Below are 22,720 nucleotides of genomic sequence, written 5' to 3'. Positions count from 1 at the left end.
CTGCGGCGCCCTACGCGTCGAACGTGTGGAACCAGGCCGTGCCGCCGGGGTGCTGCACGGTGATCATCTCGTCGAGGTCGCGGTACGGGCCGTCCTGGTTGTGGCTCGCCGACTTGATGCGGATGGTGCCGTCGGGCTCGGTGAAGACCTCGGACACGATCGTCGTGTGGTCCGGCGAGTCGTTGTCGTTCCAGTCGTAGAACACGATGTCGCCGACCTTGACCTTGTCGCGTTCGTCCAGCGAGCGGCGCGTCAGTCCGAACTCGGCGGCGTTGGCCGAGAGCCACGGGTCCATCGTCGGGCAGTAGGTCCAGGTGGCCGAGTGCTCGGCCCCGGCGGCCCGGTTGTACCAGTCCGACCGCTGTTCCCAGCCGCGGGCGATGAGGGTCTGGCTGACGTAGTTCGCGCAGTCGCCGCCGATCGGGTTCATCGTGCCGTACTCCGTGAGGTTGTAGTCCTCCCAGTACCGCATCGCGTAGGCGAGCTGCCGGTCGACGTCGGTCAGCGCCGCGTACGCCAGTGACGTGGTGGCGACGGCGTCCGATGCGTCCGGGACCGGTGCGGCGGTCGGCGTCGGGGTGGCGGTGGCGCCGTCCTGCGTCGCTCCCGTCTGGCCGTCGTTGGCCGCGCTGCCGTTGCCGTCCGAGGACCGGTTCGCCGAGGGGCTCGGCTCGACCGTGTCGGTGAACAGGGCGACGTCGGCGTCCCCCGCCGTGTACATGGCCTGGTGGGGGGCGGTGAAGGTCACCGTCGTCGCCGATGCCTGCACGTCGCGTGCCGCGACACCGCCGACCGTGACGCCCTTGACGGCCGCGAGGCCGGATCCCGTGACCGTGACGGTCACGCCGCCGGCCAGTGGCACCTGGGCCGGGCTGAGGGTCTTCGCCGTCGGCGAGGCCGCCTTCGTCGGGCGCTTCGACCCGTCGGAGCTCCGCCCACCGCCCGTGTCGTCGCCGTCACCGCCCGACGAGCACGCGGCGACCGCGAGTCCGATCCCGGCGACGCCGGCGAGGGAGAAGAGGGCGCGGCGGTTCATCGAGGCAGTCATGACCCGTCCAGCGTAGGCGACGCACCCGACGCCCGGACAGTGCATGATCGTGTGCGGGGGGCACGTGTCCTCCGCGTGCGGACTGCAGCCTCCGGAAGGACCACAACACATGCCCGAGAGCCACGACTTCTTCGTCGCCACCGACCCCGAGACCGCTCGGGCGCAGGTGCGCACCGCCCTCACGAACGAGGGCTACACCGTCGACGACGGCGAGCAGGGCGCACTCCGCGCGACCCGGGGCAGCATGGGCCTCACGCTGCTCATCGGCGGCATGGCGAACGACCGCACCTTCCACACCCGTCTCGACGTGCAGATCATGGTGGCGCCGGACGGCCGGACCGTCGCCCGCCTGCTCCGCGGGTCCGGCAAGTCGGCGCTGAAGGGCGGCGCGCTCGGCATCTCCCGCGGCAACCGCGCGTTCGAGCAGGCCGCCAACGCGATCCACGCCACGTTCACGCAGGCGGGTGTCCTGACGGACAGCTTCGCGAGCTGACCACGGTCGGTCTCCGCCGTCCCGAGGGTCAGCGCCCGTCGTAGCGGACCGCGAGCACGGTGACGTCGTCGTCGTGCTCGACGTCGTCGCCGAGTGCGCCGATCCCGGTGACGAGGTCGTCCGGCTCGGGGTGCGCGGTCGCGAAGGCGCGGAAGGCCTCGAGCGCGTCGACGTCGCCACCGAACAGGTCGAGCACCCCGTCGCTGACGCTCACGACGACGTCACCGGGCAGGAGCGCCGTGCGCGCCGAGGTCCAGGCGGTGTCGACGCCGATGGGCAGGTCCCCGGACCGCAACCACTCGCTGCCGCCCGCCCGCCGGAGCAGCAGGTTGAGCCCGTGCCCGGCGTCGGCCCACCGCGCGGAACCGTCCGCGGCCACCCGGAGGTGGAAGCACGTCGTGAACTGGTCCGTCGACGCGTCACCCGTGTCGGTGCTGAGCGCGCCCGATGCCGCCGCCACCGACGCCGCGGGGTCGGCCGCGTCCACGCTCGTGCGCATCACCGACCGGACCACCGCGGCGATCATGCCGGCACCGGCCCCCTTGCCCATCACGTCGCCCAGCGTGAAGGCCGCGCCGTCGGACGTCGGGAACCAGTCGTAGAAGTCGCCGCCGACGGACCGCGCCGGCAGGCAGACGCCCCGCACGGTGAACTCCGCGGGGATGCCCACGTCCGACCCGGGCAGGAGCGCCCGTTGCACGCGTGCGGCCTGACCGATCTCGCTCTCGGCGATGCGGCGCAGCTGCTGCGCGGTCCTGAGGCGGAGGGCGGCCTGACGGGCGAGTTCGTTCGTCACGCCGGCGACCGCGGCGAAGACCAGCAGCACGAAGACCAGGCGGACGAGTTCGCTCGCCAGGATGTCGCCGGGATCGAGGACGATCGGCAGCAGGAACGTCACCGCGGTGCCCGCGAGCGGGTACACGATGTGCCGGCGCCCCGGTCGCGCGGCGATCCAGATGAGCGGGAGCAGGATCGCGGCGAGGAACACCGACCGTGCGTCACCGGTGCCGAAGCGGAGCAGACCGATCGCGACGAAGTCGAGCGCAGGGACGAGCAGCTCCACGGCGAGCAGCGCCGGGCGGCACACGATCAGGGCGGTGGCGGCCAGGCCGAGGAGCGCGAGCACGACCCCGCTCCACATGGCGGGGCCGTTCGTGACCTCGAGCCAGGGCAGCAGGACGCTGCTCACAGCGGCGACGACGGTGAGCCCGGCGATGACGGTCTGGTTCGCGAGCGGGGCGAAGCGCGCCCGGGACGAACGGTCCCGGTCCTGCTCGGACGGCGAGGGCGCGGTGGTGTCCGGCACGCTGAAGCGTGCCGTCACCGGTCCGCGTGACGGGGTCACGGCGGCGTCACCGCGGAGCGGCCGTCACGCCGCGCCCTGGTCAGGAGCAGGACCAGTCACGGTCGATCTTCGACGAGCCGAACGGGGTGACGTACTGCGTCATGAGAACTGGTCCGTCCAGGAGTGCTCTCGAGGAACAGGCGGCTTGGGCCTGATCGAGCCTTCCGTCGCCAATGGCGATCCAGCTGGGCAGCCTCTGCTTCCTCAGGGCACTTGTCGCCGGGATGTCTCCCATGATCTGACTGAACTGGTACCCAGTTGAGTACACCCCCGCCGAAGTCACCCCAGCGGCCTTGAGTCCGTCGACCATTCCCTGGAGTGACGCTTGATTCAGCGACGTCTTGATCTGCCACGACAGGCCCGTTTCGACATCGATCCACCAACGGTAGGAGGCAGGGTTTGACGGACCGTACTTCTTGACGTCGTCGAAGGCGCGCATGTACCCGTACATGTACGAGCATGCTGCGGTGGTCACTGGCTTAGTGGTTGATGTCTTGACACATGTGCCCAGGGGATTCGGTACCTGGACACCGGCGGGGTAGGTGTTCGAAGTGGGCCATTCCTTGGATCCAGGTTCCTGAGGATCGGAATTGGAGCCGAAGGCTCCCGGATTCGCTGCGAGCACGTAGAGCTGTGCCTTGGGTTGCTTCGTGCCCCCGATCGAGGACGCAGCCCAGCCGAGCTGCTGCTGGAAACACGTGTTCGAGGTGTTCCCCAAATCCCCGTTCACCCCGACGATGCCGAACGACTGGTCCGTCGGCACGCTCTTGCCGCACTGCGGGTACGACACGTCGACCCCGGTGCCGGAACCGCTCGACCCGTCCAGGAAGTACCCCACCACGTCGACGTACACGGTCGCCGAGCCGGCCGACACCTTGGCCTGCACCCGGCCCCCGGACGCGAGCGGCGCGATGAGGGCGTTGCCGATGGTCTGGCCCTTCGCGTAGACCTGTGTCGGGACGCTCGACGCCAGACCAGCGCCGACGACGCGGAGCGAACCGCCGACGGTCCCCTTGCCCACCTTCGCGTTGATCACGGCGGCGGTGGCGTTCCGGGGGACCCCGGCGGTGCCGGCGACGGTGATCGTCTTCGCGGTCGTGCCGGCGGCCACGGTGGCCGCGCGGACGGGGTGGGTGGACACGAACACTGAGCCGGTGCTGACCGGGGCGTAGTACCCGACGACGTCGGCGAGGACGCGCGCGGACCCGGAGGACACCCGCGCCTGCACCGCCCCGCCGGAGAGGCGGACGGTCGTGGTGTTCGCGACCGTGACGCCCTTCGAGTACATGACGGACACGACGCCGGCGTCGTTGCCGCTCGGGGTGATCCGCAGGCGGCCGGACGTCGCCGGACGCGACACGTCGGCCTGCAGCACGACCGCGGTGGCGTTGGTGGGGACCCCGGCCCGGCCCGCGACGACCACGCGGGTCGCGGTGGTCCGCACGGTGCCGTCGAGCACCTTCGACGGGGCGAGCGGCGTGTAGGTCGACCCGGAGGCGCTCGTGCCGTACCAGCCGGCGACGTCGAGCGCGACGGTGGCCTTGCCGGCCGAGACCCGCACCTGGGCCTTGCCCGAGGTGAGCCCGACGGTGGTCGTGCCGGAGATCGGCTGCGCCTTCGCGAAGTTCTGGATCGCGGGGCTCGCGGTGCTGCCCGCGGGTGCGACGCTGACGTACCCGGCCGCGGTCGGAGCGGTCACCGTCGCCGTGAGCACCACGGCGGTGGCGGTCGCCGGGATCCCGTTCCGCCCGCCGAGGGTGACGGTCGTCGCCGTCTTCGTGGCGGTGCCGGACCATGCCCGTGCGGGTGCCACGGGCGTGAACCGTCCGGTCGTCGGTGCCGCGGCCGACGCCGGCGCGGCCGGTGTGGCGACGAGCAGTCCGGCGGTGACGGCGAGCACCGTCCCGATCGATGCGATGGCGGTCCTGATGCGCACGTGCTCCCCCGTTCACGCGCCCTTGCGGCGCACCGGGAGTCTAGAGCGGTGCGCCGGACGACACACCACCACGATCCGTCGATGGACCGATCGGCCCATCTGGCATCCCCGGAACGCAGGACGGCCCGGAACCTGTCGGTTCCGGGCCGTCCTCGTGGTGCTGCTCGGTGGAGCTAAGGGGATTCGAACCCCTGACCTTCTCATTGCGAACGAGACGCGCTACCAACTGCGCCATAGCCCCGAGTGCTCGACCACACTAACACCCTCGGTCCGCCGATCCGAAATCGCCGGGCGCGGTCCGGGCGAGCCGCGGGTCAGACCGCGCGGCGACGACGCATGATCGCGTCGAGGTCGGCCTGCTGGTACGCGTCGTCGTCGATGACGCCCATGCCCGCCCACTTGCTGGGCGGCGCCGGGGGGCCGGTCGGCGCGGACGGCTCCTCGGCGACGAGTTCGGGCACGGCCGGCGCCCGCAGCCCCAGGCGCTCGGCCAGTCGCCCCTGGTCGTGCGCGGACAGCGACGCGGCAGCGTCCTCGAGCTCGGGCCGCATGCGCGACACCCGGGCGAGTGACGGGTCGGCGTCGCCCGCGCGGATCGCGGCGGCCTCGGCCTCGGCCTCGGCCTTGGCCGCGGCGACGCGCTCCTTCAGACGCGCGGCGAGTTCCGCCGACGACTCCGGTGACGGCGCGGGAGCGGACGGCCGTTCGACGTACAACGGCTTCGGGACGCGGTTCGGGGTCCAGCTCCGGTCCTGCGCGGGTTCCGCGGGCTGCTCGGTGGACAGCGGCGGTGCCGGGTCCGTCCACGCGGTCGCCGGCCGGGAGGCACGGCTCGCGCCCGCCTCGGCCGTCGCGATCCGCTGCTTCCGTGCCGTCGCCACCTGGTGCAGCTGGGCGAGGACCGCCGCGGACCCGCCCGCGGCGACGAGCCCGGCGACCGCGACGAGCCAGAGCGACGGTGCCGCGACCAGGACGACGACGGCGACGACGAGGCCGACCGTGCCGAGCAGGGTCGCGCCGAGCCGGGAGCGACGCATGCGCATCGCGGTCAGCGCCGGCACCGACGACGCGCGCTCGAGGACGGGGGCCTGCTCGGCGAGCCGGCGGGTGATCTCCCGCTGCCGCGCGGCCTCGTGGGCGCGGACGATGGCGGTGCGCTTCGCTTCCTCCGAGCGGGCGACGCGCTGCGCCTCGGCGAGGGACTTCGCGTTCATCTCGACGCGGACCTCCTCCGGCAGCTCGGCGGTCTGCGCGAGGATGCGCAGGGTCTGCTGCAGCCGGATCGCGTTCCGCTCGGTCGCGAGGTACTGCCGTCGGGCGGCCCACGACGGCATGAGGTAGACGAGCCAGAGCACGGCCGCGACGAGCAGCACGATGCCCCCGCCCCACGAGCCGATACCTGCCATGCGAACACGGTAGGGGCGCGGGTGACCCCGCCACGTGATTGCCGGACGCGTGTTGCGCGTGTCGCGACGGAATCCGTGGGACGCGCCACGGGCCTCCCGTCAGAGGTGCGGCGTCGTGTGCAGCGGCAGCGCTGCCTCGTCGCGGGCGGCGAGCGGCACGCTGCCCACGCCGGGCGGCACCTGCCCGCGGACCCAGCGTTCGAGGACGCCCTCGCGGACCTCCTCTGCGACGAGCGCGAAGCAGAAGTGGTCGCGCCAGTCCCCGTTGATGTGGATGTACCGGCGGCGGAGCCCCTCGTACCGGAAGCCGAGCTTCTCGACGACGCGCAGGCTCGGCGCGTTCTCGGGGCGGATGCAGATCTCGATGCGGTGCACCCCGACGGACCGGAAGCAGTGGTCGACGGCGAGGGCGACCGAGATCGGCGTGACGTTGTGGCCGGCGGCGCCCTCGACGACCCAGTAGCCGATCGACGCGCTCGCGAGCGAGCCGTACGTGATGCCCGAGACGTTGAGCTGTCCGACGAAGCGGCCGTCGAGCTCCATCGCGAACGGCAGTCCGAGGCCGGCGCGGGCGTTGGCCTGCAGCGCGCGGATGCTGCCACGGACGTCGGTGGAGACCTGGCCGGAGGGGTTGGTGGCCTCCCAGGTGCGGAGCCACGACCGGTTGGTGGCCAGCGCGACGTCGAGGTCGCGGGTGTCACGGAGCCGGAGCGGCCGGATGGTGACCCGCCCGTGGGACAGGGTCGGGATCGTCGTCATCGCTCAGGTTCCTCCGGTGCCCCGCTGCTGTGCGGGACGGGTGTCCCGCTCGGACCCGGGACGTTCCGGGTCCGAGCGGGATGGGCCGACTCATTCGCCCGCGTTGAACTCCTTGAGCCACGACTTGAGGTCGGGGCCGAGGTCATCGCGGTCCGAGGCGAGCTGCACGATCGCCTTGATGTAGTCGAGTTTGTCACCGGTGTCGTAGCGGCGTCCACGGAAGACGACGCCGTACACGCCGCCGGTCCACTCCTCGGCGCTCGCCATCTTCATGAGCGCGTCGGTCAGCTGGATCTCGCCGCCCTTGCCGGGCTCCTGCTTCTCGAGGACGTCGAAGACCTCGGGACGGATGACGTAGCGACCGATGATGGCCAGGTTCGAGGGGGCCTCGCCCTGTGCGGGCTTCTCGACGAGACCGGTGATCTTCACGACGTCGTCGGTGTCCGTCTGCTCGACGGTCGCGATGCCGTACAGGTGGGTCTGCGACTCGGGGACCTCGAGGAGCGCCACGATGGTGGCGTTCTTCTCGCCCTGGACCTCGATCATGCGCTTGAGCAGCGGGTCGCGGGCGTCGATGATGTCGTCGCCGAGGAGCACGGCGAACGGCTCGCGGCCGACGTGCATCTTCGCGCGGAGCACCGCGTGCCCGAGGCCGAGCGGGTCGCCCTGCCGCACGTAGTGCATGTCGGCGAGGTCCGTCGACTGGTTGACCTTCTGCAGCTTGTCGTGGTCACCCTTCTTCTTGAGGGTCTCCTCGAGCTCCGACACGTGGTCGAAGTGGTTCTCGAGGGCGTTCTTGTTGCGGCCGGTGATCATCAGGACGTCGTGGAGGCCGGCGTCGACGGCCTCTTCCACCACGTACTGGATGGCCGGCTTGTCGACGACGGGGAGCATCTCCTTCGGCATCGCCTTGGTCGCGGGGAGGAAGCGGGTGCCCAGCCCTGCCGCTGGGATCACCGCCTTGGAAATCTGGAAGCCCATGGTCGAAACCGTATCCGATCACCCTTCCGAGAGCATGTCGTCGCTCTTGGGGACAGCGCTCCTGCGCGCTGCGCGGCGGGTTCCCGCAAGGCCACGCTCGGTAGACTCCTCGGCATGACCGCCGATCTCGGGAACGAGAAGCGCGCCCTGCGAGCCGACCTCCGGCAGCGGCGGCGCACCCGGACCACCACCGAACGCGCCACCGAGAGCACGGCCCTCACCGCGACCCTGCAGCGCTTCGTCGAGGAGCGCCAGGTCACCTCGCTCGCCCTCTACCTGTCGGCGCCCGACGAGCCGGACGTCCGGCCCTTCCTGAACTGGGCGTGCGAGCGGGGGGTCCGGGTCCTGCTGCCAATCACCCGCGAGGACGGCCTGCTCGACTGGGCGGTGAGCGACGGCGAGAGCGAGGCGGAAGGGATCGCCGGGGTGCCGGAGGTCGTCGGCGAGGTCCTCTCCCCCCTGGCGATCAACGACGTCGACGCGATCCTGGCGCCGGCCGCCGCGGTCGGGCACGACGGGGTCCGGATGGGCTGGGGCCGCGGGTACTACGACAAGACCCTCGGGTCCATGGCGAACCGCCCGCCCGTCTATGCTGTGATCTTCGACGCGGAGTACCTCGACGAGGTCCCGCGCGAACCCCACGACGAACCCGTGGACGGCATCATCACGCCGTCGCGCATCCTCACGTTCCGGAGCTGACGTGCCCACCTACTCGTACCGCTGCACGGAGTGCGACAACGCCTTCGACATCAAGCAGTCGTTCTCCGACGCCACGCTCACCGAGTGCCCGGTGTGCGGCGGTGCGCTCCGCAAGGTGTTCTCGCCGGTCGGCGTGACGTTCAACGGCGGCGGCTTCTACCGCACCGACTCGCGCCCGGCTCCGAAGTCCGAGGGCTCGAGCAGCACCCCGGCGAAGTCCGAGCCGGCGAAGTCCTCGCCCGCGAAGACCGAGTCGAAGCCGAGCACGGCGAAGCCCGCCGCGTCCTGACCACGACGCTGCTCCGTCTGTAGGTTGGGGCGGTCCGCCGGCCGGCGGCCGTCCTCGACCCGGAAGGAGTCCCGTGAAGGGCTTCAAGGAGTTCCTGCTCCGCGGCAACGTCATCGACCTGGCGGTCGCCGTCGTCATCGGTGCCGCGTTCACCGCGATCGTCACGGCGATCGTGAACTCGCTGATCAACCCGTTGATCGGTGCCGTCTTCAACGCTTCGAGCCTGGACGAGGCACTGGTGTGGAAGATCCCGACGGTCTCCGGCGGGCACGCATCGATCCTGTTCGGCGCGATCATCGGTGCTGCCCTCAACTTCCTCATCGTCGCGGCCGTCGTGTACTTCGCGCTCGTCGTGCCGGTGAACCACCTCAAGAAGGTGGCGTTCGAACGCGTCAAGAACGACGAGCAGCAGACCCCGCAGGACGTGCCCCCGACCGACGTCGAGGTGCTGCTCGAGATCCGCGACCTGCTCCGAACCCAGAACGGCGACTCCCCGAGCGCCGGCGGCGGTGCGCACGTCGCGCCGAGCACGGCTCCCGAGGGCCCGGGCATCGCCGGCTCGACGAAGCTCTAGCTCGACCCGGAACCAGGTTCCGGACACGACACCACGAGGATCCGCGGTGCTGTGTCCGGAACCTGGTTTCGTACGCGGGGGGCGGTGCGCGTCAGACGGACGCGAGCGCGCGGCGCTTGCGGACCATCGCCACGGCGTACTGCGCGCCGGCGAGCACGTGGCCGGCGGTGCCGAGGTAGACGAACACGAGGGCGACGACACGCACCCACGGGGCGTTCTCGTCGACGGTGTGCACGGCCGAGAACAGCAGGACCGGCAGCCCGACGAACAGCAGCGCCGAGCGGACCTTGCCCGTCCAGGTGACGTCGAGGTCGGGGTTGCCGCGGAACAGCACGCTCGAGAGCACCGCGAGCACGAGGTCGACCGCCACGACGACGATGACGACGAACAGCGGCAGCAGCCCGGTCAGCACGAGGGACAGCACGATCGCGATGATCGCGAGCCGGTCGGCGACGGGGTCGATGGCCTTGCCGAGCTTCGAGCCCTGGTCGAACCGCCGCGCGATGAAGCCGTCCGCCCAGTCGCTCACACCGATGACGACGAGGGTCACGAGGGCCCAGCCCGGGTGCCCGGCGACGACGAGCCACACGAACACCGGGATCAGCAGGAGCCGGACCAGCGAGATCAGGTTCGGCCAGGTCTGCCAGTCGGGTCGCTGCCGTACGGTGTCGCTCATCGCAGGCAAGGCTACCCGCTACCAGTGCGGCGGGACGTCGCGCCGGAGCTGGTCGTCGTTCTCCCCGTCGCGGTGGCGGGCCGGTTCCGGGGGCGCGTCGGGGGCGTAGCCCGGCACCGGCTGGGTGGTGACGCGTCTGCGGCGCCGCACCAGGCCTCCCGGCCGCTCGCCCGCCTCCCCCGTCTCGCCGCCGTCAGGCGCTGGTCGCACGGGAGGCGCGACTGCCGACGCGTCGTCGGCCCGCGTCCACGTGCCCACCAGCTGGTCCGTCTCCGGCGTGACCGGACCGGCGGGCCGGGAGGCCCGCCGACTCGGCCGGGGGGTCACCGGCGTGCGGGGATCGGCGGGATGGAGATCTCCTGCGTGACGCCGCGGTCGACCCCGAGCACGGCGGCGACGGTGTCGGCGACGCGGTCCGGGTCGGAGAACAGCTGGAACGCGTGCACGCGGACGTAGTGCCAGCCCAGGCGACGCAGGACCTCGGGGCGCAGGCGCAGCGACTCGCGCAGCGAGCCCTGGACGAGCGACGCGTCGGTCTCGATCGTCACGCAGACACCGCCGTGCGCGGCCACCAGGCCGAGCTTGCCGCGGTGGCCGAGCGCGACCGGGATGCCGCGCATCTCGAGGCGGCGGGCCAGGTCGACGAGCAGCGGGTCGGAGTCGTCCGGCACGTACTCGGCGGTGGTGCGGGCGCGGACCTCGGCGAGGATCTCGGCCAGGGCGATGGTGCCGTGCCCCATCCGCTCGGCCTCGATGTCCGACGGCTGGAAGCACGTCACGATCACCATCGAGCGGCGCGCACGGGTCATCGCCACCGCGAGCAGCCGCTCGCCGCCCGGCTTGCCGAGCGGACCGAAGTCGCGCAGCACGCGGCCGTGCGGGGTGCGGCCGTAGCCGATGGAGAAGACGACCCGGTCGCGGCTCTGCGCCACGGACTGCTCGAGCGTCGCCACGATGAAGGGCTCGGCGCGGTCGCCGATCACGAACTCGGTCAGGTCCTTGTGGCCCTGCGCGGCGGTGAGCACGGCCTGCTCGACCCGGACGGCGTGCTTCGCCGACGCGGTGATGACCATGAGCGACTCGGTCGGACGGGTCCGGGCGTGGTCGATGACGAGCCGGACCACGCGGTCCACCTCGGCGTCGACGCTCTCGACGGCTCCGGACTCGGGGTCCGGCACAGCCTTGCCGTCGCTGACGTAGTCGAGCGCGATCGACCCGTGCCCGAGGAACGAACCGGCCCACGGCAGCGACTCGATCTTGCCGCCGTAGAAGCGGCGGTTGACGAGTTCGGCGAGGTCCTCGCCACCGGCGCGGTAGGAGCGCGAGAGCGAGAGCGTCGGCAGCAGCGTGGAGAGCTTCGCGAGCGCCGAGTCGGCGTGGAAGGCGTCGAGGGTGCCCTCGTCGACCTGCATCGCGCGGTGCTCGGGGTCGACGGCGATCCGGAACGGCGACGGGGTCTGCGTGACCGGGTCGCCGAACACGACGGTCTGCCGGGCGCGACGGACGGCGCCGACGGTCTCGGCGATCGTCACGGCACCGGCGTCCACCAGGATCACGGTGTCGAACGGCATCGTGTCGGCGATCTGCGGCACCTCGTACGGGCTCGCGAGCCAGACGGGCGCGATCGAGCGGGACAGGTGCGGCGCGGAGTCCTGCAGCAGGCGCGAGGTGATGGCGCCCTCGCGCAGCTGGGTCTTCAGCGCAGCGGCCTCGTCCGGCCAGTCGACGAGCCCGACCTTCCAGTTCTCGGCGAGCTGCCACGCCAGGCCCTGGGAGACGCCGGCCGCGTGCGCGTCGTCGACGAGGCGGAAGTCCGCCTCGACCCGGTCGAGCATGTCGGTGTTCGCGCCGAGCAGGGCGCGGTCCGACTCGAGCATCGTCTCGAGGGCGGACTGCCACCAGGCGAGCTCGAGCTCGGCGGGCACCTGGGTGTCCGGCACGTGGCGGTTCGCCAGGTCGCTGATGAGCGGCTCGAGCTGCAGGTCGCGCAGGGTCTGCATGAGCTCGGTGCGCTCCTGCAGGTTGTGCAGGACGTCGGACTCGGCGGCGAGTTCGGCGATCGTCGGCACGAGCTGGTCGACGGGCGTGTTCGCGAGCTGACGGTCGCGCTCGGTGCGGCCGAGCGGCTCGTCGAGACGCGCGAGGTCCTCGACGACGTTCGAGAACAGCACCTGCACGTCCGCGATGCCGGTCGGGACCTCGGGGTTCACCCCGGCCGCGACGTAGCGCTGCCAGAGCACGCGCTGCTGCTGCACGCGGGTCAGGGCCTCGTGCAGGTCGGAGACGTGCACCCCCGGACGGACGTACTCGCGGGCGAGCTTCTTGAGCCGACGGCGGTTCGTGCTCGACATCGGGGCGCCCTCGCCGCGCGGGGCGGTGGCGGCGACGAGCTCGGACACCGACCGGTCGAAGACGACGGGCAGGAAGCGGTCGAGCGTGTCCCGGATCTCGGTGAGCAGGCGCAGGTAGATGCCGAGCTCGTTGATCGTCGTGAACTGGCGCATGTGCGTCGTGGCGACGAGGTCGTGCGCACGGCGGAGCAGGGTCGGCAGGCCGTCGGCGTCGAGGTCCTTCGCGATGCGGTGCGCGCGCTGGGCGCCGTCGCTCGACCCGAACTTCGCGCCGTACCAGGGCGAGTCGTCGGGGCCGTAGCGGAACTCGCCGAGGTTGGCGGCGCTCACCATCGTCTCGGCGACGCGCGGGCGCCCCTCGACCATGCTCGCCACCGAGGTCTTCGACAGGCGTGCCGTCGTCGACGGCGGGACCGGCAGCAGCGACAGACGGGACAGCTCGACCAGGCAGTCGAGCACCGAGACGCCGAAGGCGCCGTCCTTGCGGGTCAGGGACCCGCGGTAGTCGGTGAGCACCTTGCGGAGCCGGACCAGGGCGTCGTCGACCTCGCGGAGGTTCGGTCGTGCCGCCTTCTCGTTGCGGGCGATGGCGCGGACGACGTCGCGGCGCAGGGTCGACGGCGTGACCGCGACCCCGGGCAGCTGGACCTCGCCGAACCGTGCGGCGATCCCGCGCAGCGTCGCCCGGCGGGGGCTCACCACGAGGACGCGCTTGTTCGCGGCGACGAGGCCGCCGAGCGCGTTGACGATCGTCTGGGTGCTGCCGGTGCCGGGCAGGGTCTTCACGACGATCGAGTTGCCGGCCGCGATCTGCGCGATCACGTTCTCCTGCTCGTCGTCGGCGTCGAGCAGCAGCGTGTCCGTCTCCGGGCTGCGCTCGTCGGACGGCGTCTGCTCGACCGGGTGGTACGACTGCTCGACCTGCCACTTCGCGCTCGGGTTGCCGGCGAGGGCGTCGAGCACCGGGTGGGACAGGTCGCCGGTGTCCTCGACCATGCCGGTCGCGACCTCGGCGAAGGTGGACACGACGAGTCGCGCGTGCACCGAGAAGCCGGGGATGTGCGCGGTCAGCCCGCGCAGGCGGTCGATGACGGGGTTCGGCGTGAAGGAGCCGTCCTGCTGCGCGAGCGCCACGAAGGACTGCGCGTCGAGGATGACCCCGAACTGCTCGTGCAGCGCGTCGGCGAGGCCGGGGTTGAGCACGGGCTCGCCGAGCAGCCGGACCTCGAAGTCGCGGCCGTGCCGACGGATCGCCAGCGGGCGCAGGAGCACCGGCCCCCGGAAGTGCTCGTCGCCGTGCTGCCAGTCGGCCATGCCGATGCCGAGCTTCACGGCGTCGATGCCGCGCACGGTCGCGAGCTCGGTGCCCTTCGCCTCGACGTGCCCGGCGGCGATGCGCGCGGCGCGCAGGGCGACCTCGTCGCGGATCAGGCTGGAGAGCAGGGTGGTCTTGCCGGTGATGAACTGCGCGAGGCCGCCGGGGTGCGTCGTGGACAGTTCGATGCGGGCGCGCGGGTGGTCGCCGAAGTGGGTGAGCGGGCTGGTGCCGCCGACGCCGGTGAGCTGGGTGCGCCAGCCGTCCCAGGTGGGCTCCGCAGCGTTGCCGGCCTGGAGGCGCGGGTCGCCCAGGCTGATCGCGTGCGGGCTCGTCACCTGCAGTTCCGGGCGCAGGGTCCGGTCCGGCACGTCGGCGCGGTCCCGGTCGGGCTGCTCGCGCTGGTCGTCGTCGCCGGTCTCGTTGCGCTGCTCGCGCTGTCCGTCGCGTCCGGCCCCGTCACGCTGGTCGTCGCGTCCGGCCCCGTTGCGCTGCTCGCGCTGGTCGTCGTTGCCGGTCTCGGGGCGCGCGGGGGCGCCCTCGACGGGGACGTCGTCGTTCACGTCGTCCCCACCGTCGGTCACCCTGTCTCGCCACACATCCGACACTGTAGGCGGAGTCGGAGCCGCGCTCCTGCAATGAACCGGAGGGTTTCCGGATTCGGCGGTCCGACACGCGGGGCCGAGGTCACGGTGTGGTACCAACGGGGCATGGCCATCGACGACCGCTCCGCCCCGCCCGCCCCCACGCCAGACCGGCGTCGATCCGTCCCCGCCGAGATCTCCCGCTCGTGGCTGCTCGTCTCGGGCACGGCGACCGACCGCTTCGAGAAGTCGCAGCGGTCCCGTGCCGACCAGATCATCCTGGACATCGAGGACGCCGTCGACCCCGCAGCCAAGCCGTCCGCGCGGCAGGGGGTGGCCGCCTGGCTGGCGGGTGGTGGCGAGGCCTGGGTCCGCATCAACGACGTCACCACCGACTTCTGGGAGGACGACGTCGAGGAGCTCCGCGGACTGCCCGGCCTGCAGGGCGTCATGCTCGCGAAGACCGAGTCGCCCGCCCAGGTCACCGACACCTGGCACCGCCTCGGCGGGCACACCCCGGTCATCGCGCTCGTCGAGTCGGCGCTCGGCATCGAGGAGTCGGTGTCCATCGCCCGTGCCCAGGGCGCGTTCCGGTTGGCCTTCGGCTCCGGCGACTACCGCCGCGACACCGGGACGAGCGCGGACACGCTCGCCATGGCCTACCCGCGGTCGCGGCTCGTCGTCGCCTCGCGCGTCGGCGACCTGCCCGGTCCGATCGACGGGCCGACCGTCGGGTCGTCGCACCCGATCCTGCGCGAGCAGTCGCAGGTCGCCGTCTCCCTCGGCCTCACCGGCAAGCTGTGCCTGGACACGGAGCAGCTCCCCGTCATCAACGAGGTCATCTCCCCCACGCCCACCGACGTCGCCTGGGCGCAGGACTTCCTCGACGACTTCGAGGCCCGCGGCAAGGTCGTCCGCGACGGTTCCGACCTGCCGCGCCTGGGCCGTGCGCAGAAGATCCAGCGCCTCGCCCGGGCGTTCGGCGTCGAGGCGCGGTAGGACTGCTCCCATGACCTGGTCGAACGTCCCCGGCCCGCCCCCGGGTCCCACCCCGGGCCCCACGGACGCCGAGCGCGCCGCGTGGGAGCGCGGTGGCAGCACGCTGTTCCCCGCCGGCAAGCTCGCCGACCGCATCTCGACGGTGCTGCTGCTCGCCGCTGGTGCCGTCCTGACGGCGGTCGCCGCGGTGGTCGCCATCGTCGCGGTCGCGTCGGCGACGGCCTCGTGCGGCGCTGCGGCGGGGTGCACGCCGGGCGGGTACTTCACCGGCGCGGGCATCGCCGTGGGCGGCTCCTTCGTCGTCGGCGTCGCGACCGTCGTGCTCGCGGTCGCCGCCTGGGTGCGCCGCCGCACGTCGTGGTGGATCGCGGCGATCGGCTTCGTGCTCACCATCGCGATCGTCACCGTGGGCGGGGTCGTCTTCGCGCACGCCGTCGACGACGCGGACGGCACGTCGCCGGGATCGGTGTCGGCCTTGCCCTAGGTTCGACCCCGTGGGACCTCGTACCGCCGCACGGCATCCCTGGTGGGGACGCGCTCGGGAGCGCGCCGGCCTGCTCGCCCTGGGCGCAGCCGTCACCGCGGCCGCGTCCGCGGCGGTCGTGCTGCTCGTCGTGCTGGGGCCCGCCGCAGCGGCGTCGCGGGCGGCCGCGGTGACCGATCCCGTCGCCGCCCGTGCCGCGGTGACCGTCGCGACCGCACTCGACGGCCTGGCCGTGGCGGTCGTCGTGGTGCTCACCGCGGTGGCCCTCGTCGTCGTCGCGCGCCGCGTGGGCGAGCACCGCGGCGCGGAGGACCTGCTGTACACCGCCCGCGGCGCCACCCGTGCCCAGCTCGGCCGGTGGGGTGCGGCCGAGGGCGCGCTCGTCGGCGTCGTCGGGTCCGCCGCCGGGGTCGCCGTCGGCACCGTGCTCGCCGTCGTCCTGGTCGGGCGGGTGCGGGGTGCCGCCGCCGACCCGGCCCGTTCCGCGCAGCCCGACGTCGTCGTGCTCACCGCGGTCGCCGTCGTCGCCGTGGCGGTCCTCGGGAACGCGCTCGTGTCCGCCGTGCTCGCCGCACGCGCGCGGGACCGCCGGTCCGGGGTCGCCGGTCAGGTCGTCACGGCCGCCGTCCTGGTGGCCGCGGCCGCCTTCTCGACGTGGCGCCTGCTGGCAGGCGGGCCGCCGATCACGGTCGACGGGACCGCGGTCGCGGTCGACCCCGTCGCCGTGGTGGCCCCGGTCGTCTGGGTGCTCGCCGGTGCGGCCGTGGTCGTGCTCGTCGGCGCCGTCGCCGCCCGTGCGGTCGCCCGCGCCGTCCGCACGACCCGGGGACTCCTGCCGGCCGTCACGGCCCGCCGGACCGCGCGCTCCTGGAGCGCGACGGCGCCGGTCGTGCTCACCGCAGCGGTGGTCGCCGGCACGGGCGTGTTCGTCGCCGGCTTCGCCGCGACGGTGGCGGCCGTGGACGGGGCCACCGTCCGGGCGGTCGTCGGCACGGACGTCCGGGTGCGCGTCGACGGGGACGCGCAGGTGGGCGGACGGAGCGTGCTGCCGGACCTCCGGGTGCCCGGGGTCCGCTCCACCGCGGTGACGCCGGTGTGGACGGACACGGCGGACCTCGGTGCGGGTGACGCGCAGGTCGTCGCCGTCCCCGGAGCGCGCGCCGCCGCCGTCCTGCCGGGGGCCGCCGGTGCGGCGCTCGAGCGGGCACGGTCGACCACGCCGTCCGGTGTCCCCGTGACGGGCGACTCCGTCTCGGTCCGTGTGCGGACGGCGCCGGCGACGTTCGCCGGCACCACCCGGCCCGATGCCGTCGGCTCGGTGCGGTTCGACGCGTGGGTGGTCGACGGCGAGGGCACACCGGCGCTCGTCCCGCTGTCCGCGCCGTCGGGCGACGACGCCGTCCCCGTCGGTTCGTCCGGGGAACTGAGCGGGCGGCTGCCGGAGGGCGGGTCGGCCTGGCGCCTGCTCGCCGTCGAACCCACGCTGTCGTTCTCCTCGCGGCCGACCGACACCGAGATCGTCACGGGGACCGACACCGAGCCGGCCCCGCGCCTCGAGGTCGCGGTCACGGCCGCGGTCGGCGGCGGCGACGGCGGGTCCGGCCGCGTCACCGTGCAGGACCTCGCACCGCCGATCCGGGTCGTGCTCGGGCCGGCTCCCGACCAGGAGCGCCTGCCCGTCGTCCTCACCCGGACCCTCGCCGACGAACTGGACGTCCGGACCGGTGCCGACCTCGACGTCACCCCCGCCGCGACGAGCAGCACGCTCCGCACGACCGTCGTCGCCGTGGTGCCGTCGGTGCCCGGCGCAGCGAGCCGGTCCGCACTCGCGCTCGACCTCGGCGCCGTGGTCGCGAACTCGATCGACGGCGGCGCGGTCGACGCCGGCTCGCCCGTCCCCCGGGCCGACGAGCGGTGGATCGACACGTCGGACCCGGCGGCGGTCGCGCGGGACCTGCGCGGACAGCTGCCCGGCGACTCCACGGTGACCACGCCGTCCGCCGTGCGCGCCGCCCCCGTCGTCGGCACCGCCGTCCTCGGGCTCGCGGCGGTGGCCCTGCTCGGCGGGCTCCTCCTCGTGCTCGTCACCTCGATGTCCGTCGCCGGGCCCGACCGGTCCCGGTCCGCGCTCCGCGCCGCCGGAGTGCCGGCGAACGCCTCCGCCCTCGCCCGGGCCACCGCGCTCGCCGTCACCACCGGACTCGGGGTCGTCGGGGGCACACTCGCCGGCCTCGTCGCCGTCGCCCTCACCGTCACGCCCTTCGCGCTCGCGGCGGTCCCGACCGCCGACGGCCTGGTCGACACCGCGCCCGTGGTCGCGTCGGCGACGACGTGGACGACCCCGGCGCTGCTCGTGCTCGCGGTCCTCGCGGTCGCCGCCTCGGTGCTCGTGCGCGGACGCCGGGCGGAGGGCCGCCCGTGAGCCGGGACGACGTCCGGCCCCGGCGGACGGCGCGGGCACGACCGGCGAGCCGACGAGCCGCCGTCGGTCGGGTGGGCCGGGCGCACCGGGGACCGCTCGCCGCCGTCGCCGCGGTGACGTTCGCGGCGACCCTGCTCGGCGTGCTCGTCGTGCCCGTGCTCGCGGCGCTCGGGACAGCGGGCACCCAGCACGACCTCGGACGGGCCACGGCTGCCGAGCGGGACCTGCAGGTCCGCTACACGGCAACCGAACCGTACGGTCCCGACCCCCAGGGGGCGCTCACCGGTGTCGGCGACTCGCTCGCCGACGCCCGCGCCGGCATGCCCGCCCTGCTGCGGTCCGTGACGGGGCCCGGCGAGTACTACGCCCAGACGGACCCGTTGCAGCTCGACCCGGAGCCGTCCGCCCCACCGGCGTTCGTGTCGCTGACCGCCGACCCCGGGTTCGCGGGTCGGACACACGTCACCTCCGGACGGGCGCCGCGCGCCGCCGACAGCGAACGTCGCATCGAGGTCGTCGTGTCACCGGCGGTCGCCGAGGCGATCGGGTGGCGGGTGGGCACGTCCCGCACCGTCACGGACACCGGCGTCGCCGTCGAGCTCGTGCTCGTCGGCCTCTACGCGGCGGACGACCCCGGGGCCGACGCCTGGGAGCAGACACCGGCGACCCTGCGCCCCGCTGCCGTGCCGTTCGGTCCGGGGGGCACGGCCGCGTCCGGTGTCGCCTACACCGCCACCGACTCGTTCGCCGCCGTCGCCCGGACGCGCGTGACGACCGGTCGCGGCTGGTTCCCGCTGCGGACGGACGCGGTCTCCGCCGGCGACCGCACGGAGATCGCCGCCCAGGTGCGGCAGGTCCTCGCCGGCACCACCCCCCTGTCGTCGACGGTGACCACCGCGGCGCGGATCACCACGGGGCTGCCCGACCTCCTCGACGCCTCCGCCGCGCGGGAGGCGAGCGTCGGGACGCTGGCCGCGGCACTCGGGTCCGGTCCGCTCGTCGCCGTGGTCGGGGTGCTGGTCCTGCTCGCCCGGATCACCGTCGACCGCGACCGCGAGCGGTGGCGACTGCTCGCGGCGCGCGGCGCGGACCGACGCCTCCGCTCGACGCTGGCCGCCGGGCTCGTCGGGGCGGCCGCCGTGCCCGCCGCGGCGCTCGGGGCGGCGACGGCCTGGGCGGTCGCGACCCTGACCCACGTGCTCCCCCAGGACACGGCGGCCGCTGCGACCACCGCGGCGGCGACCGCAGCCGTCTGCGCCCTGCTGCCCTGCGCGCTCGCCGCGCTGGTCGTGCCCGGCCGGGACCGACGCGTCGGGGCCCTGCGCCTCCGCGGGCTCCTCGAGGGCACGGTCGTCGTGCTCACCGTCGTCGACCTCGTCGTCACGCTCCGGTCCGGGATCGCCACGGCCACCCCGGGTGGCGGGGTCGACCCGCTCGCGGCGGTCCTGCCCGTGCTGCTGGCCGCCACCGTCACCGTCGTCGCGGTCCGGGTCCTGCCGGCGGTCCTCGGTGCGGTCGTCCGGCGCCGGCGCGCGCGGGCCACGCTGCCCGGCTTCCTCGGCGCCGTCACCGCCGCGCGGACCCACGGCACGAGGACGGTCGCGCTCGCCGTCGCGGTCGCCGGGTTCGCGGTCGCCCTGTTCGGCAGCGTCGTCGGCAGCACGCTGGAGGACGGCCTCGACCAGGCCGCGCGGCGCTCCGTCGGCGCGGACGTCTCCGTCGAGTCGACGGCGCTGGACGCCGAGCGCGTCACCGCGTTGTCCAGCGTCCCCGGCGTCGGGCCGGCCGTGGGACTCTCGACCTCGGGCTCGATCGACCTGACGACGCCGTCCGGCCGCGTCACGGCGTCCCTCGTCGTCGCGGACTCCGCACACCTGGCGACGGTCCAGCGCGGGGTGCCCGGCGCCGTCCCCGTGCCGCGGGCGCTGCGCGGGTCGGACGCCCGCGGCGTGCCGATCCTGGTGTCGGAGACGCTGGCCGCCGAACTCCCCCGGGTCTCCGAGGTCGGGGGGACGACCGTGCGGGTCGTCGGGACGGTGCCGGACACGTCCGCGTTCACCCTGACCAAGCGGTGGGCCTTCGTCGACGACCGGTACGCCGACGCGATCACCTCGACCGGCAGCGTGGACCGTGTCCTCGCCCGGCTCCGGCCCGGTGCCGAGGCCGACCGGGTCGCGGCGGCACTCGAGCGCGCCGGGCTCGACGACGGGGTCGCCGTGCGGACGACGGCGAGCGTCGCCCGGCAGCTCACCATGGATCCCCGTGTGCCGGGCGTCCGGGCGATCGCACTCGTCGCCGCCGGCCTCGGCGCCCTCGTCGGGGCCGGGGCGCTCGCGCTCGCCGGCGTCCTGGCCGGTCCCCGACGGCGCGAGCGCGGTCGGCTGCTCCGGGTCCTCGGACTCGGGAGCCGCGAGGACCGGCGGGTGGTCGCCACCGAGGCCGCGCCGACGCTCGTCGCCGCGTTCGCCACCGCGCTGGTCGCCGCAGCCCTGGTCGTGGCGGTGACGCTGCCCGCGGCGGACCTCCGGTCCTTCACCGGTAGCCCCGTGCGACCGCCGGTCGCCGTCGACCCGCTGCTGCTCGCCGGGACCGTCGCCGTCGTCGTCGGGGCGCTGTTCGCGGTCCTCGGGGTCGAGGTCGCCGCCGGGACCGTCCGCGGTGGCGGGCGGCGACCCGTTCGCTCCGCGCGGCACGGTCGCGCACCGGGGGCGTCCGGCCCCGCGCCGCGACGACGGGCCGCAGACCGGGACGACCCGACGCGCGGCCGCCACCGCGCACGACCGACAGCGAACCGACCAGGGAAGAGGGACCGTCCATGAGCGAGACCGACGACATCGTCTGCCGTGACCTCGTGCGGATCTACCGCTCGCAGGACGTCGAGGTGCAGGCGTTGCAAGGACTCACCCTGACCGTGCGACGCGGCGAGATGGTCGCGGTCGTCGGCGAGTCCGGCAGCGGCAAGTCGACGCTGCTCGGCATCCTCTCGGCGCTCGACGAGCCCTCCGCCGGCACCGCCGTGGTGGCGGGGACCGACCTGACCGGCCTCTCGACGAAGGGCCGGACGGCCTTCCACCGGCACGCCGTCGGGTTCGTCTGGCAGCAGACCGCCCGCAACCTCATCCCCTACCTGACGGTGGCGCAGAACATCGCCGCGGTGCTCGCCGTCGCCGGTGTCCGGGGCCGCGCGCGCTCGGAGCGCACCGACGAGGTGCTCGCGTTGGTCGGCATGACCGACCACGCACAGGCCCTGCCCGAGGACCTGACGGGCGGCCTGCAACAGCTCGCCGCGATCGGTGTCGCCCTGGCGAACAGCCCACGGGTGCTGCTCGCCGACGAACCGACCGGGGCCCTCGACCGCGCGAGCGCCCGTGCCGTCCTCGCCACGATGCGGGCGGTGAACGAGGCGGCCGGGGTGACGATGCTCGTGGTCACCCACGACGAGCAGGTGGCGTCGCAGATCCGGCGGACCGTCCGCATCCGGGACGGCCGGACCTCGACGGAGACCATCCGCGACGACCTCGGCGCCGGACCCGGTGCGGAGTACGCCGTCGTGGACGCCGCGGGGCGGCTCCAACTGCCGGAGTCGTTCCAGCGCGCACTCGGCCTGCACGACCGTGTCCGCCTCAGCCTGCACGACGACCACGTCGCGATCCGACCGGGGGCCGACGCGTGAGCACCACACCGTTCCTGGTCGCCTCCGGCGTCGGACACGACCACCGCACCCCTGCTGGCCCGGTCGGCGCGCTCGACGGCGTCGACCTCGTCGCCGACCGCGGGGAACTCGTCGTCGTGCACGGCGCGTCCGGCTCGGGCAAGTCGACGCTGCTCCAGGTGCTCGGCGGCCTGGTCCGGCCGAGTCGCGGGACGGTCCTGCTCGACGGCGTCCCCCTCGCGCGGAGCTCCGAGGCCGAGCTGCTCGCCCTGCGACGGGACCGCGTCGCCTTCGTGTTCCAGGACTTCCGGCTGCTGCCCGAACTCAGCGCCGCCGAGAACGTCGAGGTACCGCTCCGCATCGCGCGCACGGACCCGGCCGAGCGCGACGACCGGGTCCGCGCCGTCCTCGCCGACGTCGGGTTGGCCGACCACGCCGCGCAGCGCCCCGACCAGCTCTCCGGCGGGCAGCAACAGCGTGTCGGGGTCGCGCGCGCCGTCGTGGGCCGACCGGGCCTGCTGCTCGCCGACGAACCGACCGCACAGCTCGACAGTGTGACCTCGGCAGGCATCGTCGACCTCATCGCCCGGCTCGTCGAGCGCGACGGGCTCACCGCGGTGGTCACGTCCTCGGACGACGCGTTCGCCGAGCGGGCCACCAGGATCGTCGAGCTGCCGGACCGCTGACCCGGGCCCGGCCGCACGGCG

The 22,720-nt window shown here is 73.9% G+C and carries 18 protein-coding genes and 1 tRNA gene; 10 read left to right on the top strand and 9 right to left on the bottom strand.

What is annotated here, in order from left to right; all coding sequences use genetic code 11:
- Nucleotides 1-10 precede the first annotated feature (10 nt).
- Nucleotides 11-1,048 carry an amidase domain-containing protein gene (locus tag BIU97_RS15660; RefSeq protein ID WP_071298112.1) on the bottom strand — a complete coding sequence of 346 codons (1,038 nt, stop codon included), beginning with the start codon at nt 1,046-1,048 and terminating at the stop codon, nt 11-13.
- Nucleotides 1,049-1,157: 109 nt separating this feature from the next.
- On the opposite strand from BIU97_RS15660, the gene BIU97_RS15655 reads away from it, so the two are divergent.
- Nucleotides 1,158-1,541 (top strand): hypothetical protein, encoded by a 384-nt coding sequence (locus BIU97_RS15655; RefSeq protein ID WP_071262588.1) that lies wholly within the window; start codon nt 1,158-1,160, stop codon nt 1,539-1,541.
- 28 nt (nt 1,542-1,569) lie between these two features.
- Here BIU97_RS15655 and BIU97_RS15650 read toward each other — a convergent pair whose 3' ends face one another.
- From BIU97_RS15650 to galU, 6 genes are all read right to left on the bottom strand, one after another.
- Nucleotides 1,570-2,847 (bottom strand): PP2C family protein-serine/threonine phosphatase, encoded by a 1,278-nt coding sequence (locus BIU97_RS15650; RefSeq protein ID WP_139196079.1) that lies wholly within the window; start codon nt 2,845-2,847, stop codon nt 1,570-1,572.
- 79 nt (nt 2,848-2,926) lie between these two features.
- Nucleotides 2,927-4,822: a hypothetical protein gene (locus BIU97_RS15645; protein ID WP_071262590.1), complete on the bottom strand. Its 1,896-nt coding sequence runs from the start codon at nt 4,820-4,822 to the stop codon at nt 2,927-2,929.
- 168 nt (nt 4,823-4,990) lie between these two features.
- Nucleotides 4,991-5,063, bottom strand: a tRNA-Ala gene (locus tag BIU97_RS15640).
- A gap of 73 nt (nt 5,064-5,136) precedes the next feature.
- Nucleotides 5,137-6,228: a hypothetical protein gene (locus BIU97_RS15635; RefSeq protein ID WP_071262591.1), complete on the bottom strand. Its 1,092-nt coding sequence runs from the start codon at nt 6,226-6,228 to the stop codon at nt 5,137-5,139.
- Nucleotides 6,229-6,327: 99 nt separating this feature from the next.
- Complete coding sequence (locus BIU97_RS15630; protein WP_071262592.1) at nt 6,328-6,987, bottom strand: GNAT family N-acetyltransferase; 660 nt, start codon at nt 6,985-6,987, stop codon at nt 6,328-6,330.
- A 90-nt stretch (nt 6,988-7,077) separates the two neighbouring features.
- Entirely contained in the window at nt 7,078-7,968 is an 891-nt protein-coding gene (gene galU, locus BIU97_RS15625) for a UTP--glucose-1-phosphate uridylyltransferase GalU (protein ID WP_071262593.1), read from the bottom strand.
- A gap of 114 nt (nt 7,969-8,082) precedes the next feature.
- Between galU and BIU97_RS15620 the strand changes: the two genes are divergently transcribed.
- The 3 genes from BIU97_RS15620 to mscL all read left to right on the top strand — a co-directional run bounded on the left by BIU97_RS15620 (nt 8,083) and on the right by mscL (nt 9,530).
- On the top strand, nt 8,083-8,667 hold the full coding sequence (locus BIU97_RS15620) for a 5-formyltetrahydrofolate cyclo-ligase (RefSeq protein ID WP_071298110.1): 585 nt from the start codon (nt 8,083-8,085) through the stop codon (nt 8,665-8,667).
- A gap of 1 nt (nt 8,668) precedes the next feature.
- A complete protein-coding gene (locus BIU97_RS15615) occupies nt 8,669-8,956 on the top strand; it encodes an FmdB family zinc ribbon protein (protein WP_071298109.1) in 288 nt (95 codons plus the stop codon).
- A gap of 73 nt (nt 8,957-9,029) precedes the next feature.
- Nucleotides 9,030-9,530 carry a large conductance mechanosensitive channel protein MscL gene (gene mscL / locus BIU97_RS15610; protein WP_071262596.1) on the top strand — a complete coding sequence of 167 codons (501 nt, stop codon included), beginning with the start codon at nt 9,030-9,032 and terminating at the stop codon, nt 9,528-9,530.
- A 91-nt stretch (nt 9,531-9,621) separates the two neighbouring features.
- Here the strand turns inward: mscL and BIU97_RS15605 are convergent, their stop codons facing one another.
- Nucleotides 9,622-10,206 (bottom strand): CDP-alcohol phosphatidyltransferase family protein, encoded by a 585-nt coding sequence (locus BIU97_RS15605; protein ID WP_071262597.1) that lies wholly within the window; start codon nt 10,204-10,206, stop codon nt 9,622-9,624.
- Between the two features lie 323 nt (nt 10,207-10,529).
- Nucleotides 10,530-14,228, bottom strand: a complete 3,699-nt coding sequence (locus BIU97_RS15595) for an AAA family ATPase (protein ID WP_441294400.1) — start codon at nt 14,226-14,228, stop codon at nt 10,530-10,532.
- Nucleotides 14,229-14,582: 354 nt separating this feature from the next.
- Here BIU97_RS15595 and BIU97_RS15590 point away from each other — a divergent pair, with 354 nt between their 5' ends.
- From BIU97_RS15590 to BIU97_RS15565, 6 genes are read left to right on the top strand one after another with little or no spacing between them, the layout of a single operon-like run.
- Complete coding sequence (locus tag BIU97_RS15590) at nt 14,583-15,455, top strand: HpcH/HpaI aldolase/citrate lyase family protein (protein WP_071298106.1); 873 nt, start codon at nt 14,583-14,585, stop codon at nt 15,453-15,455.
- A 10-nt stretch (nt 15,456-15,465) separates the two neighbouring features.
- Nucleotides 15,466-15,939, top strand: coding sequence for a DUF6264 family protein (locus BIU97_RS15585; RefSeq protein ID WP_071298105.1), 474 nt, complete (start codon nt 15,466-15,468; stop codon nt 15,937-15,939).
- Nucleotides 15,940-15,949: 10 nt separating this feature from the next.
- On the top strand, nt 15,950-18,361 hold the full coding sequence (locus BIU97_RS15580) for an FtsX-like permease family protein (RefSeq protein ID WP_071298104.1): 2,412 nt from the start codon (nt 15,950-15,952) through the stop codon (nt 18,359-18,361).
- Complete coding sequence (locus tag BIU97_RS15575; RefSeq protein WP_139196078.1) at nt 18,358-21,180, top strand: hypothetical protein; 2,823 nt, start codon at nt 18,358-18,360, stop codon at nt 21,178-21,180. Before BIU97_RS15580 ends, BIU97_RS15575 begins: the two co-directional genes overlap by 4 nt.
- On the top strand, nt 21,177-22,034 hold the full coding sequence (locus BIU97_RS15570) for an ABC transporter ATP-binding protein (protein ID WP_071262602.1): 858 nt from the start codon (nt 21,177-21,179) through the stop codon (nt 22,032-22,034). The genes BIU97_RS15575 and BIU97_RS15570 overlap by 4 nt, the downstream gene beginning before the upstream one ends.
- On the top strand, nt 22,031-22,699 hold the full coding sequence (locus BIU97_RS15565) for an ABC transporter ATP-binding protein (RefSeq protein ID WP_071298102.1): 669 nt from the start codon (nt 22,031-22,033) through the stop codon (nt 22,697-22,699). The genes BIU97_RS15570 and BIU97_RS15565 overlap by 4 nt, the downstream gene beginning before the upstream one ends.
- Nucleotides 22,700-22,720: the final 21 nt, after the last annotated feature.

Source organism: Curtobacterium sp. MCBA15_009, assembly GCF_001864895.1.
GTDB lineage: Bacteria > Actinomycetota > Actinomycetes > Actinomycetales > Microbacteriaceae > Curtobacterium.
Note: the sequence above shows the minus strand (reverse complement) of the source record. Positions and strands in the feature narration are given on the sequence as shown.